The 15705-nt window shown below is 67.3% G+C and carries 12 protein-coding genes; 7 read left to right on the top strand and 5 right to left on the bottom strand.

The genetic code is table 11. The features are described from left to right. Positions 1-4 precede the first annotated feature (4 nt). Genes MTAB308_RS15475 through MTAB308_RS15455 form a run of 5 tightly spaced genes read right to left on the bottom strand, consistent with a single transcriptional unit; the run spans position 5 to position 6002 of the window. Positions 5-1165 carry an NDMA-dependent alcohol dehydrogenase gene (locus tag MTAB308_RS15475; RefSeq protein ID WP_281253114.1) on the bottom strand — a complete coding sequence of 387 codons (1161 nt, stop codon included), beginning with the start codon at positions 1163-1165 and terminating at the stop codon, positions 5-7. A 19-nt stretch (positions 1166-1184) separates the two neighbouring features. Continuing rightward, positions 1185-1958: an SDR family NAD(P)-dependent oxidoreductase gene (locus MTAB308_RS15470; RefSeq protein ID WP_077100354.1), complete on the bottom strand. Its 774-nt coding sequence runs from the start codon at positions 1956-1958 to the stop codon at positions 1185-1187. A 1-nt stretch (position 1959) separates the two neighbouring features. Continuing rightward, positions 1960-3618: an AMP-binding protein gene (locus MTAB308_RS15465; protein WP_077100353.1), complete on the bottom strand. Its 1659-nt coding sequence runs from the start codon at positions 3616-3618 to the stop codon at positions 1960-1962. 12 nt (positions 3619-3630) lie between these two features. Beyond that, positions 3631-4380, bottom strand: a complete 750-nt coding sequence (locus MTAB308_RS15460; protein WP_077100352.1) for a GntR family transcriptional regulator — start codon at positions 4378-4380, stop codon at positions 3631-3633. Continuing rightward, positions 4380-6002, bottom strand: coding sequence for an SMP-30/gluconolactonase/LRE family protein (locus tag MTAB308_RS15455; RefSeq protein WP_077100351.1), 1623 nt, complete (start codon positions 6000-6002; stop codon positions 4380-4382). The genes MTAB308_RS15460 and MTAB308_RS15455 overlap by 1 nt, the downstream gene beginning before the upstream one ends. A 210-nt stretch (positions 6003-6212) precedes the next feature. On the opposite strand from MTAB308_RS15455, the gene MTAB308_RS15450 reads away from it, so the two are divergent. The 7 genes from MTAB308_RS15450 to MTAB308_RS15420 all read left to right on the top strand — a co-directional run bounded on the left by MTAB308_RS15450 (position 6213) and on the right by MTAB308_RS15420 (position 15633). Then, positions 6213-7067, top strand: a complete 855-nt coding sequence (locus MTAB308_RS15450) for an SDR family NAD(P)-dependent oxidoreductase (RefSeq protein ID WP_077100350.1) — start codon at positions 6213-6215, stop codon at positions 7065-7067. Beyond that, on the top strand, positions 7067-8443 hold the full coding sequence (locus MTAB308_RS15445; RefSeq protein ID WP_077100349.1) for an aromatic ring-hydroxylating oxygenase subunit alpha: 1377 nt from the start codon (positions 7067-7069) through the stop codon (positions 8441-8443). The genes MTAB308_RS15450 and MTAB308_RS15445 overlap by 1 nt, the downstream gene beginning before the upstream one ends. Positions 8444-8509: 66 nt before the next feature. Further along, on the top strand, positions 8510-10369 hold the full coding sequence (locus MTAB308_RS15440; protein ID WP_173842191.1) for a flavin-containing monooxygenase: 1860 nt from the start codon (positions 8510-8512) through the stop codon (positions 10367-10369). Further along, positions 10362-11297 carry an SDR family NAD(P)-dependent oxidoreductase gene (locus MTAB308_RS15435; RefSeq protein ID WP_077100347.1) on the top strand — a complete coding sequence of 312 codons (936 nt, stop codon included), beginning with the start codon at positions 10362-10364 and terminating at the stop codon, positions 11295-11297. Before MTAB308_RS15440 ends, MTAB308_RS15435 begins: the two co-directional genes overlap by 8 nt. Further along, complete coding sequence (locus MTAB308_RS15430) at positions 11290-12474, top strand: CaiB/BaiF CoA transferase family protein (protein ID WP_077100346.1); 1185 nt, start codon at positions 11290-11292, stop codon at positions 12472-12474. Before MTAB308_RS15435 ends, MTAB308_RS15430 begins: the two co-directional genes overlap by 8 nt. A 2-nt stretch (positions 12475-12476) precedes the next feature. Then, the gene (locus MTAB308_RS15425) at positions 12477-14195 is read left to right on the top strand and encodes a thiamine pyrophosphate-binding protein (protein WP_077100345.1); all 1719 of its coding nucleotides are present in this window, start codon (positions 12477-12479) and stop codon (positions 14193-14195) included. A gap of 16 nt (positions 14196-14211) precedes the next feature. Then, positions 14212-15633: an aldehyde dehydrogenase family protein gene (locus MTAB308_RS15420; protein WP_077104388.1), complete on the top strand. Its 1422-nt coding sequence runs from the start codon at positions 14212-14214 to the stop codon at positions 15631-15633. The last annotated feature ends 72 nt before the right edge of the window (positions 15634-15705 follow it).

Genomic DNA, 15705 nt, shown 5'->3' with positions numbered 1-15705 from the left:
GCGATCATGCGCCGGGGAACTCGATGATTCCGCGGATGTTGCGACCGTCCCGCAGGTCCGCGAACGCCTGGTTGATCTCGTCGAGCCGGTAGTGGCGGGTGACCAGCTCATCGAGCTTCAACGCGCCGGCCTCGTACAACGACAGCAGCATCGGCACGCTCGTGCGGGGATTCATCCCGCCATACAGCGCTCCCCTGAGCTGTTTGGCCGACAGCGTCATTTCCTGCAGGACAAGCGGAACCGGCGGCTCGGTGAACGGGGTGATGCCGGTGAGCACGCATACGCCGCCCTTGCGAAGCAGCGACATCGCCGACGGGATCAGGTCCGCGCGCACGACACCGGGGCAGACGACGACGCGGTCGGCCATGACCCCGGCGGTGATCTCTCTGACCAAAGGCAGCGCCCCCTCCGCCGAGGCGACGGTATGCGTGGCGCCGAAGAACTTGGCCGAATCCCGCTTGGATTCAACGGGATCCACCGCGACGACATTTTGAGCGCCGACGGCGCGCGCGCCCTGCAGGGCGTTCATCCCGACACCACCGGTGCCGATCACGACGACTGTGTCGCCGGGTTCGGTGCCCGCCGATATCGTCGCCGAGCCCCAGCCGGTGCTCACACCGCACGATACGAGCGAGGCGGCGTGGAAGGGGATCGCGTCGTCGATCCTGATGACGGACCGCTCCGACAGCACGGCATATTCGGCGAACGTACCGAGTTGCCCATAGGCCAACAGGTTTTCGTCGCCGAGGTGCCGGCGGCACGTGCCATCGGTGGGCATCTCCTTGGTGAACAGGCTCGCGCCGATATCGCAGATGTAGCTCTGACCGTTCACGCAAAACCGGCAATTGCCGCACGCGGGAATGAACGAAAGCGCCACACGGTCGCCCGGTCGCACCGTCGTCACGCCCGGCCCGACTTCTTCGACGACACCCGCGCCCTCGTGGCCGCCGAGCAGCGGAAACCAGTCCGGCGCCGGCTGACCGCTCGCGGCCAGCGCCTCCGGCGTCGGCACCACATCGCCGGTGAACAGGTGATCGTCGGAGTGACAGACTCCGGCCACGGCCATCCGCACCAGGACTTCACCGCTGCGGGGCGGGTCGAGTTCGACGTCGTGGATCTCCCAGTCCCTGCCGACCCCGCGGATCACCGCGGCACGACACTTCATTGCGACCTCCTCGACGGGCTCATGGCGCGATCCACTCCGACGTCAACGCGAATTCCGACAGATACTTCGTCGAACTCCAACCGCCGTCGACGACGATCGTTTGCCCATTGATGAAACTTCCGCCCGGCGAGCACAGGAACGCGACGGTGCTGGCAATGTCGTCGATGGTGCCCAACCGCTGGTGCGGGGTCATCTCGGTGTTGATCTTGCGGAATCGCCCGTCCTCCAGGCGTTTCTCGACCATCGGCGTCCTCGTCACACCGGGGGCGACGGCGTTGCAGCGGATGCCCGACGCCCCGTACTGGCAGGCGATGTGCGTGGTCAATGCGGTCAGCCCGCCTTTGGCAGCGGAATAGGCGCCGCCGCGAAGCCCGCCGATGACGGCGAAGGTGGACGTGATGTTGACGATTCCCGATCCGGGCCGCATGTGGGGCAAGACGTCACGCGCGAGCCGAAACGGCGCCCGCAGCATCAAACCCAGGAAATAGTCCAGGGTTTCGTCGTCGGTTTCGTGTAGCGGCTTAGGGCTGCCGACCCCGGCGTTGTTGACCAGGAAGTCGACGTGGCCCCACCGCGTCACTGCGAGATCCACGATCCGTTGCGGCGCGTCGTCGCGGGTCAGGTCGACCGCGAGCGTCGCGACGCGATCCGGATCGCCGACGGACTCCTCCAGCTCGGCCAAGCGGCCTTCGTCGCGGCCCGTGCCCACGATCGCCATACCCAGCTCGGCGAGCTTCGTCGCGCACCCCAGGCCGATGCCGCTGCTGGCTCCCGTGACGATTGCAACCTGCATCTCACCCGTCCTCAATGTCCGCGCGGTGACCCGCCGCGCCCGGCTTCGCCGCGCTTGCGATCACCGCGGAAGTCAGCGCCGCTCGGATCTGATGCTTGAGTATCTTCCCGGCATCGTTTTTCGGAAGCGCCTCCCAGATGACCACCTGCTCCGGCGCTTTGAATTTCGCGACACCCTTGCTCGCCAGGAGCGAACCCAGGCTCGCGACGTCCGGCCTCGCCGCGCCCGCGGGCACGATCACCGCGCAGGCCCTTTCCCCGGTGCGCTCGTCGGGCAGCCCGACGACCGCAATCTCTGCGATGTCAGGGTGCGTGGCGAGCAGGTCCTCGACTTCCTTCGCGGAAATGTTCTCGCCGTTGCGAATGATGACGTCCTTGGCCCGCCCGGTCACCACCAGGTATTGGTCGTCGATCCAGCGCCCGAGATCCCCGGTGCGGAAGAACCCCGCCGCGTCGAACGAGTCGGCGTCGTCCTCGGGGTGGCGGTAGCCCAGCAGCATCTGCGGGCCCCGCACACAGATTTCGCCGTCGCCGCGCGGCGCGGCTTCGTGCGCGGCGAGCTTGATCTCGGCGATGCCAGGCCTTCCGTCGGTGGCCGCGGCCCAACCGGCTTCGTCGCTGCGGGGTGCGCCGACCGTCGCCACGGGCACCTCCGTGCAGCCGTACACCCGGGTGACCACGGCGTGACTGAAATACTCCGCGGCGTGGCGAATCAGCGAGGGCGCCACGGAGGCGCCGCCGCAGACGAACACCTTCAAGTCGGGCAGCCGGGTGCCGGTGCGCTCGGCGGCCGACAACAGCTGCTGCAGAAACGGTGTCGCCCCGGCCATGTGGGTGCACCGTTCGGCATCCATCAGCGCCACGGCCGCCGCGGGATCCCAGCGGTCCATCAGCACCGCGGTGGTGCCCAGCAGCAGCGGGCACTCGAACGCATAGATCGAGCCGCCGATGTGGGCGATCGGCGAGGGGACCAGGAACGCGTCGCCCGGCGCGATGCTCCAGCTGTCACGGATCTGACAGATCAGCGCATGCAGCGAATTGTGGCTGTGCAGCACGCCTTTGGCGCGGCCGGTGGTGCCGGACGTGTAGAGGACCATCCGCACTGCGTCCGGATCCAGGGCCGGCAGCGTTGGCGGATCCGACCCCGGGGGCCCCACCAGCGCAGGGTAGGGGGTGTGCGGACCGGCCTCGCCGCGCAGCACCACCACCTCGGGGGCGGGGCTCATCGTGGCGGTGACGCGGGTCAGCATCGCCGAGTAGTCGTGTCCGCCGAACCGGTGCGGGACGAAGATCATTGCGGTTTCGGCGTCTTCGAGGATCAAACGTAGGTCATGGTCGCGCAGCGACGGCAGGATCGGGTTCACCACCATCCCGGCCAGCGTGGCGGCCAGATAGATGACGGCGGCCTCGTGCCAATTCGGCAGCACGAACGACACGACGCTCCCGGCGGGCATCCGGGCCAGCAGAGCGTTCGCCAACCCGGTGGCCTGGTGATGGAGCGTCGCGCAATCCAGCCGAATGTCGCCCTCCACCAACACCGTTCGCTGGGGCGAGGTCTCCGCTGCCGCGCGCAGTGAATCGGCCAGCGTGGTGTGCACCCACCATCCGCGCCGATACGCCTCGGCGGCAAGCGCCGCGTCGTGGTGGGCCCGGGTGATCACCGCCGCCTCACCTCAGTCCGCCTGATCGTTCACGCGGCGCATGGTCATCGCATACCGAAAGCTCGACGACAGGTGGGTGTTGATCGTCACCTGAGCGACCTCGCTGTCGGAGGTCTTGTACGTGCGACGCATCTCCAGCGCCGCCGTGCCCGTCTCGACCCCGAGACCGTCGGCCAGCTCGGGTGGGAGCAGCACCGCGGCGATTTCCTGACGCAACTCGGCGATGCTCACGCCGAACAGGTCCTCGATCAACGGAAAAATCGGCCCGGTGTGGCGTTGCAGCAGCCTGCCGACCGCGGCGAAGGTGCGGTTGATGTAGTACTCCGTGCGGCACAGCGGCACCGAGGCGCCGTCGGCCCGCCGGTAGCCACGCACCGAGAGCCACTGCGTGCCGACCTGCAGCCCGGTCCGAGCGGCGAGTTCTTCATCGATCATCACCATCTCGTTGGATTCGATGGTCAACTGCGCCCCGGCGGCGAACGCAAGCAGATCGTCGATCGACATCGTCTCCTGCGCATAGGAACTGGACGCCGGCCGGGGAACCACCCGGGTGCCCGCCCGCGGCCGCGACGCGACGAGGTTGTCCTCGCGCAGCCGGCGCAGCGCTTCGCGGACCGTGTAGCGGCTGACCGCGAATCGCTCACACAATTGGTGTTCGGTCGGTAGCTGCGAGCCGACCGGATACACGCCGTCGACGATCTCCTTGCGCAGCGTGCGCGCGATCTGTAGATAGCGGTGCTCGCTGGAGAGGGCCGGCGGCATCAGCGGCCGTCCCGGGATCGGTGCAATGCCAGGACGCTGCCGTCACCATCGGCCGAGACATAGAGAGTCCCGTCGACGGCGGCGGTGACACCGGCGAACGGGCCCTGCGGACCGGAAAACGGCGGCATGCCTTTCAGCGGCTTGGGCACCACGCCCGGCGGTGGGCCAACCGGTAGCCCCGACGCAACGGTCTGCCGGATCCCGGTGTTCATATCGAACGCGATCAACTCCTTCGCGCCGGCGTCGACGACATAGAGCACGCCGTCGCACACACAAATGCCCTGCGGACGTTCCAGGTCGGCGACCACGGTGTCGACCCGCGACCCGGCCACCCTGGCCACCCGTCCGGCGGCGGCCTCCGCCACCAGGCAGGCCCCGTCCGAGTCGACCGCGACACCGACCGGCTCGCGCAGACCGGTCGCCAGCTCGTCGATGCCACCCGAGCGCAGCGACAGCACCCGTCCTGTGCCCAACTCCGCGAAGACCACACCGCCCGGGCTCAGGGCGACACCGTAGAGCTGGTCGAAACCGTCGGCCAGCACGGCGCTTTCACTCGCCTGCGGCCGGTAGCGTGCGACCTGGCCACCCGATGTCGTGACGACAAACTCGCCGGGTCCGCTCGATGCGAGCCCGCGCAGGAACCCGGGATACCCGGGGCTGAACAACATTCCCACGGTGTGCAGGGAGCCGTCGGGCAGGACGGCATAAAAATACGTGCCGTCGGCGACGTGCAACCGGCCGTCATGGCTCACCGCCAGGTCCAAGGGCCAGTTGAGCCCGCCCGGCAGCACGGATCGCGTTGTGCCGTCGGGTGATACCTCGGTGATCTCGCCGGTGAAGTTGGACACGAACAGCCGGTCGCCGACGAAGGTGCAGTTGTCCAGCCCGGGATTCAGCTGGGCGAGCAGACGTTGCTCCCCGCTGCGAGGATCGATGCGCAGCACCTGCCCGCTTGCCACCTGGGTCGAGACGATGCGCCCCTGCGCATCGAACTTGACCGAGTCGGGCACGCCGAGATCGCGTGCGACACAGTGCGGCTCGCCACCGTCGGGGTCCACGCGCCAGATCTCGTTGGCGCCCATCACCGGGAAGTACAGCAGGCCGTCCGGCCCGACTTCCATCGCGTTCGGTGACGGTACGTTCTCCAGGAGCACGCGTGGCGGTCCACCCGCCAAGTCGAATTCCAGCAGCCGCCCGCCCTCGCGGCATTCACCGACGAACAACCGGCCCCGATGGAAGGTGATGCCGTTGGCCGACGGCACGTCGTCGCGCAGCACCCGCGTTCGACCGCCGGTGTCTCGCACGCTGACCCGGCCGTCCATCACCTCCGTCGCGTAGAGGTTGCCGACGGCGTCGAACGCGACGTCGTCGGGCGCGACGATGTCGCCGCCCTTGGGGCTGGCCGTCATCAGCTGCCCGGTGCAGTGATCCAGCGCGCTGATCTGACTGCCGGTCACCTGGGCGATGTAAATGCGACCGTCCGGGCCGGTCCGCAAGCCATTGGCGCCGAACAGCCGGCTGGGCGCGGTGACCCGCTCGATCTCCCAGCCCTCGGTCACGTCGAGTGGCTGAACCGCCCCATAGCGCGACGGGAGCGTTGAGCTGGCCCGTGAAATGGACATGCCCTGCCGAGGTCCTTCCGTCAGCCGATTGAGCTGGACGTTATCAACTCCTTCTAGTCCAGACAATAGCTGCTAACTCTTCTTCGCTCGGCCTTGACAGCCAGCTCGACCGATGGGAATAGTGTTCTCCAAAGGATAGAACGTAGTATTTTGTCCAGACAAACTAGCAGGTGCCGGCGGCCGGCGTTGTCTGAGGCAGGGAAGCAGGGCATGGACGATCGCGAGGACTTTCTGGGGCTGCGCGGTCGCATCGTGGTGGTGTCCGGCGCCGGTGGGGGCGGTATCGGCACGACGGTCACGGCCCTGGCGGCCCGGGCGGGCGCCACCGTGATCGCGGTGAGCCGGTCGAAGGAAAATCTCGACGAGCACGTCGCCCCGTTGGCGCAGGAGGGCCTGGCGGTCGTGCCCGTCGCGGCGGACGCGTCGACCGACGAAGGCATCGCCGCGGTCATCGACCGGGCACGGCGGGCCGAAGGCAGCTTGTACGGCCTGGTCAACGTCGCGGGCGGCGCCGAGCCGTCGACGTGGATGCCGTCGACCCGGGTGCCGCGAAGCGACTGGCGCAAGATCTTCACCGACAACCTCGAGACCGCGTTTTTCATGAGCCAGGCCGTCGCCGCGGAACTGGTCGAACAACAGCTTCCGGGATCGATCGTCTCGATCTCCTCGATCAGCGGCATGAACACCGCGCCCTTTCACATCGCCTACGGGACCGCCAAGGCCGCCATCGTTGCGATGACGCGCACCATGGCACTCGAGCTGGCGCTGGCGCGGATTCGGGTGAACGCCGTGGCGCCCGGAGTCACCGAGACCGCGGCCTCGCGCACCTACGTCGACGAGGACCCGGATCGGGACACGCGGGCGATCGCGATGGGCCGGCGCGGGCGCCCCGAGGAACAGGCCGGCGCGATCCTGTTCCTGCTCTCGGAGATGTCGAGCTACGTCACCGGACAGACGCTGCTGGTCGACGGTGGGCTCGACCTGAGATGGAGCCACCTCGCCGCCGACAACACCTCCCTGTTCCTCAAAGACGAGTCCTTCCGCGCGGCCATGAGGAGGATGTGATGACCGATCTGGCCAAGGATGTGAAATCACCGGCGGCCGAGGAACTTTCGAAGCCGATGACGATCGGCGTCGAGGCGTACATCAGTGAGGACTACGCCCGCGCCGAGCGCGACAAGCTGTGGCGGAAAGTCTGGCAACAGGCCGGCCGGGTCGAAGAGCTGCCCGAGGTGGGCAGTTACCTGACCTACGACATTCTCGACGACTCGATCATCGTCGTGCGCAGCGCCGAGAACGAATTTCGCGCGCACCACAACGTCTGCATGCACCGCGGGCGCCGGCTCATCGACACACCCGAGGGCGCGAAGAACGCCCGCGGGCGCGCCCGCAAATCGTTCGTCTGCGGTTTCCACGGCTGGACATACGGCCTGGACGGGGCCTGCACGCACGTCCGCGAACAGCAGGACTGGCAGGAGGCGCTGACTCCCGACAACACCCACCTGCGACCGGTCAAGGTCGACACGTGGGGCGGTTGGTTGTGGATCAACATGGACCCCGACTGCGAGCCGCTGGCCGACTACCTGTTTCCCGCGGCGAAGATCCTCGACCCGTTCGGGCTGGAGAACATGCGCTGCAAATGGCGCAAGTGGTTGTCCTTCGACTGCAACTGGAAGGTCGCGCTGGAGGCGTTCAACGAGACCTACCACGTCTACACAACCCATCCGGAGTTCAACAAGTTCGGCGAATTCAAGGGCTGGGCCAAGGCGCAGGGCAAGCACAGCAACATCGGCTACGACGCACCGGAGGACATGGAGGCCACCAAGTCCAAGATCCGGCTCGGCATCGGCGCCGATCCGCGCGTGTCGACCGCGGAGATGCAGGTCTACACCATGGAGGAGACCAACGCCACCACCACCCAGACGCTGGTGAACGCCGCCAAGCGGCTGGTCGACGAATTGCCCGAGGGGACACCGGCCGACAAGGTCCTCGAGCACTGGCTGGCCTCCGCGCGCCGGGACGACGAAGCCCGCGGCGTGATCTGGCCGACGATTCCGCCCGACATCCTCGGTCAGGCCGGCACGGCGTGGCAGATCTTCCCGAACTTCCAGATCGGGCAGGGCCTCACCAGCGCGCTGTGTTACGGCGCGCGACCGCACCCCAGCTACAACCCCGACAGGTGCATTTTCGAGGTATCGGTGTTCGAGCTATACCCGAAAGGTCAAGAACCCCAGACGGAGTGGGAGTACACACCGGTCGGCGACCCGCGGTGGCGGTCGGTCTTGCCGCAGGACTTCTCCAACATGGCGGCGGTCCAGCAGGGCATGAAATCGCTAGGCTTCCCGGGCACCAAGCCCAATCCCTATCGAGAGCGAAGCACCGTCAACCTTCACTACCAACTGTCGAAGTACATGGGTACCGGCGAACCGCAGGAGCTTTAGTGCCGACCGCAAGCGCGGCGCTGGCGCCGCGCGCCGCAGGTTGGTACCGCCAGGTTTAGGAGACACATGCCAATGTTCGATACCTGCGGGCCTACGCAGACGCCGGACGACATCGATATCGACGCGCTGCGCGAAAAGTATTTGCACGAGCGCGATAAGCGGCTGCGTCCGGAGGGCTCGAAGCAGTACTTGGAACTCAAGGACGACTTCGCCGAATTCGCCGAGGTCGATCCCCACACGCCGGTCACGCCGCGCACGCCGATCGACGAGGACATCGACGTGGCGGTGCTCGGTGGCGGCATCACCGGTCTGCTGGCCGGCGCGTACCTGAAGAAGGCCGGCGTCGATGACGTGCACATCATCGAGATGGGCGGGGACTTCGGCGGGGTCTGGTACTGGAATCGCTTCCCGGGGATCCAGTGCGACAACGACGCCTACTGCTACATTCCGATGCTGGAGGAACTCGGCTACCTGCCGTCGAAGAAGTTCGCCGACGGCGCCGAGATCTACGAGCACTGCCGCCGTATCGCAAAGCATTTCGGACTCTACGACGGTGCCATCCTGTCCACCCAGGTCCGCACGGCGCGCTGGGATGAGACGATCAAGCGCTGGCGGCTGACCACCAATCGCGCTGACGACATTCGTGCCCGGTTCGTGGTGATGGCACAGGGCTCGTTCAATAGGCCGAAGCTGCCGGGCATCCCCGGGCTCAAGGACTTCACCGGGCACATGTTCCATTCGGCTCGCTGGGATTACGACTACACGGGAGGGGACGCCAACGGCGGACTGCACAAGCTGCATGACAAGCGGGTGGCACTCGTCGGTACCGGTGCGACCGGCGTTCAGCTGGTTCCACACCTGGGCCGAGACGCCCGGCATCTCTTCGTGTTTCAGCGGACGCCGTCGTCGGTGGACGTGCGCGGCAACGAGCCGACGGACCCGCAGTGGGCGGCGTCGCTGCGCCCGGGCTGGCAGGAGCAACGCAAACGCAACTTCCACCGCTGGTCACCGTTGGGGGAGGGAGCGGTGTTCGACGAGCCAGACCTGGTGTGCGACTTCTGGACCGAACTCGGGCGCAACCTGACCGCGCGGATCGCGGCCGCCGAGGACCCCGCATCCCTGACCGTCGAGCAGATCATGGCGATCCGCGAGGAAGAGGATTACAAGGTCATGGAGCGCTTGCGGCGGCGCGTCGATGAACTCGTCGACGACCCCGAGACCGCCGAGGCGCTCAAACCGTACTACCGGTTCATGTGCAAGCGGCCCTGCAGCAACGACGAATACCTGCCGACGTTCAACCGCCCGAACGTCACGCTGGTCGACGTGTCGGAATCAAAAGGCGTGGAACGGCTCACCGAGAAGGGGATCGTTGCGGGCGGCGTCGAGTACGAGGTCGACTGCGTCATCTTCGCCAGCGGTTTCGAGATCACCACGGACATCAGCCGCCGGTACGCGATCGATGTGATCGAGGGCCGCGACGGGCTGTCGCTCTTCGATCACTGGCGCGACAGCTACAAGTCGCTGCACGGGATGACCAGCCGAGGCTTCCCCAACCAGTTCTTCACCGGATTCATCCAGGGCGGCGTGGCCGGGAATACCACCGCGATGCTCGAACAGCAGGCCGAGCACATCGCCTACATCGTTTCCGAGGCCATCGCGCGCCGCGCGGTCACCGTCGAGCCGAGCCAGCAAGCTCAAGACGATTGGGTCAGGACGATCCGCGAAACCTCGATAGATGCCACGGAATTCGCGGTTTCCTGCACCCCCGGCTATTACAACAACGAGGGCGGCGGAGGCGGCGAGGGCATCCGCTCGGCCATCGGCGATCCCTTCATGCCCGGCTTCTACGTGTTCGACGACCTGCTCAAACAATGGCGGGCCAAAGGCGACCTCGACGGTCTGGTGCTGGAGAACTTCGATGGCTGACTTGAGGTTCGACGGCAGGGTAGCTGTGGTCACCGGCGCCGGCCGGGGGCTCGGCCGGTCCTACGCCATGCTGCTCGCCTCCCGCGGGGCAAAGGTCGTCGTCAACGATCCCGGGGGCGGCCTCTCCGGGGACGGCACCGATGCCGGCCCGGCCGACGATGTGGTGCGTGAGATCGTCGCTGCCGGCGGTCAAGCCGTCGCGAGCACCGATTCGGTGGCCACCGCGGCCGGCGGAAAGGCGGTCATCGACGCGGCGCTCGACACGTACGGTCGCATCGACGTCCTCATCCACAACGCCGGCAACGTGCGCCGCGGCTCGCTGAAGGAACTGAGCTACGAGGATTTCGACGCCGTGCTCGACGTCCACTTGCGCGGCGCGTTCCACGTGGTGCGGTCGGCGTTTCCGGTGATGTGCGACGCGGGCTACGGGCGCATCGTGCTGACCTCCTCCATCGGCGGCCTCTACGGAAACCAGGACGTGGCCAACTACGCCGCCGCGAAGGCCGGCGTGATCGGCCTGTCCAACGTCGCGGCCCTGGAAGGCGCGGCCGAGGGCGTGCGCAGCAACGTGATCGTGCCGGCCGCGGTGACAAGGATGGCCACCGGCATCGACACCTCGGCCTACCCGCCGATGGGCCCGGAGCTCGTCGCGCCCGTGGTGGGTTGGCTCGCACACGAAAGCTGTTCGGTGACCGGGGAGGTGTTCATCGCGCTGGCGGGTCGGGTGGCGCGGGCGGTGATCGCCGAGAGCCCTGGCGTGCACCGGCCGGCCTGGACGGTCGAGGACGTCGGCGAACACCTCGATGCGATCCGAAACATCGAGGCGCCGTTGGTATTTCCGGCCGTCCCCGACGGTCACCACCAGCACATCCGCTACAGTTTCGGGCTCGCGCAGCGCTCCAGCGAGCGGGGTGTGCTGCATGGCTAGCGGGGCGGGCGCGGGACCGCTGACCGGTTTGCGGGTCGTCGACCTCACCGCGATGGTGATGGGGCCATACTGCACGCAGATCATGGCCGACATGGGCGCCGACGTGATCAAGGTCGAACCGCCCCAGGGCGACAACACCCGCTACATCTCGGTCGGCCCCGCGCCCGGCATGAGCGGGGTGTTCGTCAACGTCAACCGCGGCAAGCGCAGCGTCGTGCTGGACCTGCACACCGACGCCGGAACGCAGGCGCTGTGCGCGCTTATCGAGACCGCGGACGTGTTCATCCACTCGATGCGCGCCAAGGCTATCGCCAAGCTCGGCTTCGCCTACGACGACGTCGCCGCGATCAACCCGGCGATCATCTACACCAATTGCTACGGGTACGGGCGCCGCGGACCCGAACGGGACCGGCCCGCCTATGACGACACCATCCAGGCCGAGTGCGGCCTGCCCGCGGTGCAACAGCAACTGACCGGCGAGGCCGACTACGTCGGAACGATCATGGCCGACAAGGTCGCCGGGTTGACGGCGCTCTACGCGACGACCATGGCGTTGTATCACCGCGAGCGCACCGGCGAGGGGCAAGAGGTCGAGGTCGCCATGTTCGAGACCATGGCATCGTTCATCCTCGTCGAACACGCCAACGGCGCCCTGTTCGACCCGCCCCTGGGGCCGGCCGTCTATCCGCGAACCGTGGCGCCCAACCGCCGTCCCTATCGCACCAGTGACGGCTACATCGCCGCGCTGATTTACAACGACAAGCACTGGGACGCCTTCATGAACGCCGTGCGGCCACCGTGGGCCAGCGAGCTGTATTCGACGCTGGAACGGCGCGCCCACCAGATCGACACCATCTACGGCCTGGTCGCCGAGACGATGAAGCAGCGCTCGACGCGCGAGTGGCTGGAGCTGTTCGGCGAACTCGAGATCCCGGCCGCGCCGCTGAACACGCCCGGCGCGCTGTTCGACGATCCACATCTGAACGCCGTCGGCATGTTCCAGACCGTGGACACCCCACACGGGCCGGTGCGCTTCCCCGGCGTGCCGACCTGGTTCTCCCGGACCCCCGGTCGCGTTGCCGGGCCGGCGCCCGAACTCGGCGCCGACACCGCACAAGTGCTCGAAGAACTCGGCGCGAGCGTGGTGCCCCCCGCTCGCGATGGAAAGGAATTTTGACCATGGCCGTGCCCGTCTACAAGCGCATCCTGGACCTGTTCGAGGTCGAGGGTGTGAACACGTTGTTCGGCATTCCGGACCCGAACTTCGTGCACATGTTCACCGAGGCCGACGCTCGCGGGTGGTCGGTGGTCGCACCGCATCACGAACTGAGCGCGGGATTCATGGCCGAGGCGGCGTCGCGCATGACGGGCAAGCCCGGCCTGTGCATCGGCACGCTCGGCCCGGGCATGGCCAACATCGCCGGAGCGATCCAGTGCGCGCTGGTGGAGAACTCGCCGGTGATCTTCCTCGGCGGCCAGCGCGCCCGCATCACCGAACGCCGGGTCCGGCGTGGCCGCATCCAATTCGTCCGCCAGGAGCCTCTTTTCGCGCAGTCCGTCAAGTACAGCGCGTCGATCGAGTACGCCGACCAGACCGATGAGATCATCCACGAGGCGATCCGCCGGGCCATGTCCGGCACACCCGGCCCGGCCTACATCGAGTACCCGTCACACGTCATCCTCTCCGAGCTCGACGTGCCGGATCCGCTGCCGCCCCACCGGTACCGGCTCGTCAACCAGACCGCGGGCGGGCGCGAGGTGGCCGAAGCGGCGAAGCTGATCCGCGCGGCCGAGAGCCCGATCCTCTTGGTCGGGCACGCGGTCCACACCTCGCGCACCGGCGCGGCGGTCAGAGAGCTGGCCGACCTCATGGCTTGCCCGGTGATTCAGACCTCCGGCGGCACCTCGTTCATCGAGGGCCTCGAGGACCGCACCTTCGCCTACGGATTCTCGCCGGCGGCAGTCGAGGCGGTGGTGCAGTCCGATCTGTGCGTCGCGCTCGGCACCGAGCTCGGCGAACCGAGCCACTACGGCCGGACCCGCCACTGGGCGGCGAACGACGCGAAGCGCAAATGGGTTCTGGTCGAGCAAGATCCGGTGGCCATCGGCGTCAATCGCCCCATTGACGTCCCCCTGGTCGGTGACCTGCGGGGTGTGGTGCCCCAGCTGGTGGAAGCGTTGCGTGACACCCCGCGACAGGCGTCGGCCGCTTCCAAGGCCGACCTGGACCGCTGGATCAAGCAGGACGCGGCGGAGCTGGCGCAGCTCGCCGAGAACGCGCCGGCGGGCCGGACGCCCGTACACCCCGCACGCTTCGTCGTCGAGGCCACCAAAGCCTTCCCGAAGGACGGCATCCTGGTCCGCGACGGCGGCGCGACCGTCATCTTCCAGTGGACCTACTCCCAGGCCAAACCGCGCGACGTCATCTGGAACCAGAACTTCGGCCACCTCGGCACCGGCCTGCCGTATGCGGTTGGCGCATCGGTCGCCGAGGGCGGTAAGCGCCCGGTGATGCTGCTGACCAGCGATTCGGCGTTTCTCTTCCATATCGCCGAGTTGGAAACCGCAGCCCGGCAGAAACTTCCGCTGGTGTGCGTGGTGGGCGTCGACCACCAGTGGGGCCTCGAGGTCGGCGTCTACAAGCGCACCTTCCCTCAGCCGTCGCCGCAGCCCGGTGTGCACTGGGGCAAGGACGTCCGGCTCGACAAGGTCGCCGAGGGCTTCGGCTGTCACGGCGAGTACGTCGAGAAGGAGGACGAGATCGGCCCGGCGATCCAGCGGGCCTACGCTAGCGGCAGGACGGCCGTCGTGCACGTGTGCATCGACCCGAAGGCCAACTCCGAGGAGATGCCCAAGTACGACGAATTCCGCACCTGGTACGCCGAAGGCACCCAGTAAGCAATAAGGAGTGGTCATGCGCGAATGCCTCAAGTTCTACATCGATGGGCGCTGGGTGGACCCGGTGCGGCCGAACCCCTTCGACGTCGAGAACCCGACCACCGAGCAGGTCTCCGGAAAGATCTCGCTCGGCTCGGCCGCAGACGTCGACGTGGCGGTCAACGCCGCCCGGCGCGCCTTCACCGGCTGGTCACAGAGCAGCCGCGAACAGCGCCTCGAACTGCTGGAGGCCATCCTCGCCGAATACGGCAAGCGTGCAGGCGATCTCGCCGACGCGGTCACCGAGGAAATGGGCGCGCCGCCCTCGCTGGCCGCGGGCCCGCAGGTCCAACTCGGGCTCGGTCACCTGGTGACCGCGATCGATGTGCTGAAGAACTTCCCGTTCTCCGAACAACACGGGGCGACCCTGATCTCCAAGGAGCCGATCGGCGTCTGCGGGCTGATCACGCCGTGGAACTGGCCGCTGAACCAGATCGCGGTCAAGGTATACCCCGCGCTGGCCACGGGCTGCACGATGGTCTTGAAACCGTCTGAGGTCGCGCCGTATTCGGCCTACATCTTCACCGAGATTCTGGACGCCGCGGGCGTGCCGGCCGGTGTCTACAACCTGGTCAACGGCGACGGGCCCGGAGTCGGCGCCGCCCTGGCTAGCCATCCCGACGTCGACATGGTGTCTTTCACCGGATCGACCCGGGCGGGGGTCGAGGTGGCCAAGAACGCCGCCCCGACGGTCAAGCGGGTGACGCAGGAACTGGGCGGCAAGAGCCCCAACATCGTGCTCGACGACGCGGGCTTTGCCGACAGCGTTCGCGCCGGCGTGCTCAACATGATGCCGAACTCCGGGCAGAGTTGTAACGCGCCGTCGCGCATGCTGGTCCCGAATGCGCGGATGGCCGAGGCCATCGACATCGCGCGTGGGGTTGCCGAACAGGTCAAGGTGGGCAGCCCGGGCGACAAGACCGCGCTCGGGCCGGTGGCGTCGAGGGCGCAATTCGAGAAGGTGCAGCGCCTGATCCAGCAGGGCGTCGAGGAGGGCGCGACCGTCGTCGCCGGCGGACTGGGCCGCCCGGAGGGGCTGGACACGGGGTACTACGTCAAGCCGACCGTCTTCGCCAATGTCACCAACGACATGACGATCGCGCGCGAGGAGATCTTCGGTCCGGTGCTGTGCATCCTCGGCTATGACGACATGGATCAGGCCGTGCAGATCGCCAACGACACCGAGTACGGTCTGGCCGGCTATGTGTCGGGCGCGGACCTCGACAAAGCCCGGGAGGTGGCCCGCAAGATCCGCGCGGGTTGGGTGACGATCAACCATGCCTTCGACATGAACTCGGCGTTCGGCGGCTACAAGCAAAGTGGCAACGGTCGGGAGTGGAGCGAGTTCGGCTTCCACGAATATTTGGAGGTCAAGAGCACCCTGGGCTACGCGCCGTAAAAGGCTGCGGCTTAACGGCGGCCGTCCTCGCGTGTCTTGTGCTGAATCCGGCTGCGTCGCAATTAGGCTTGC

This window comes from Mycobacterium terramassiliense (assembly GCF_900157385.1).
GTDB lineage: Bacteria > Actinomycetota > Actinomycetes > Mycobacteriales > Mycobacteriaceae > Mycobacterium > Mycobacterium terramassiliense.
This window is presented reverse-complemented; position numbering and strand designations above follow the sequence as displayed.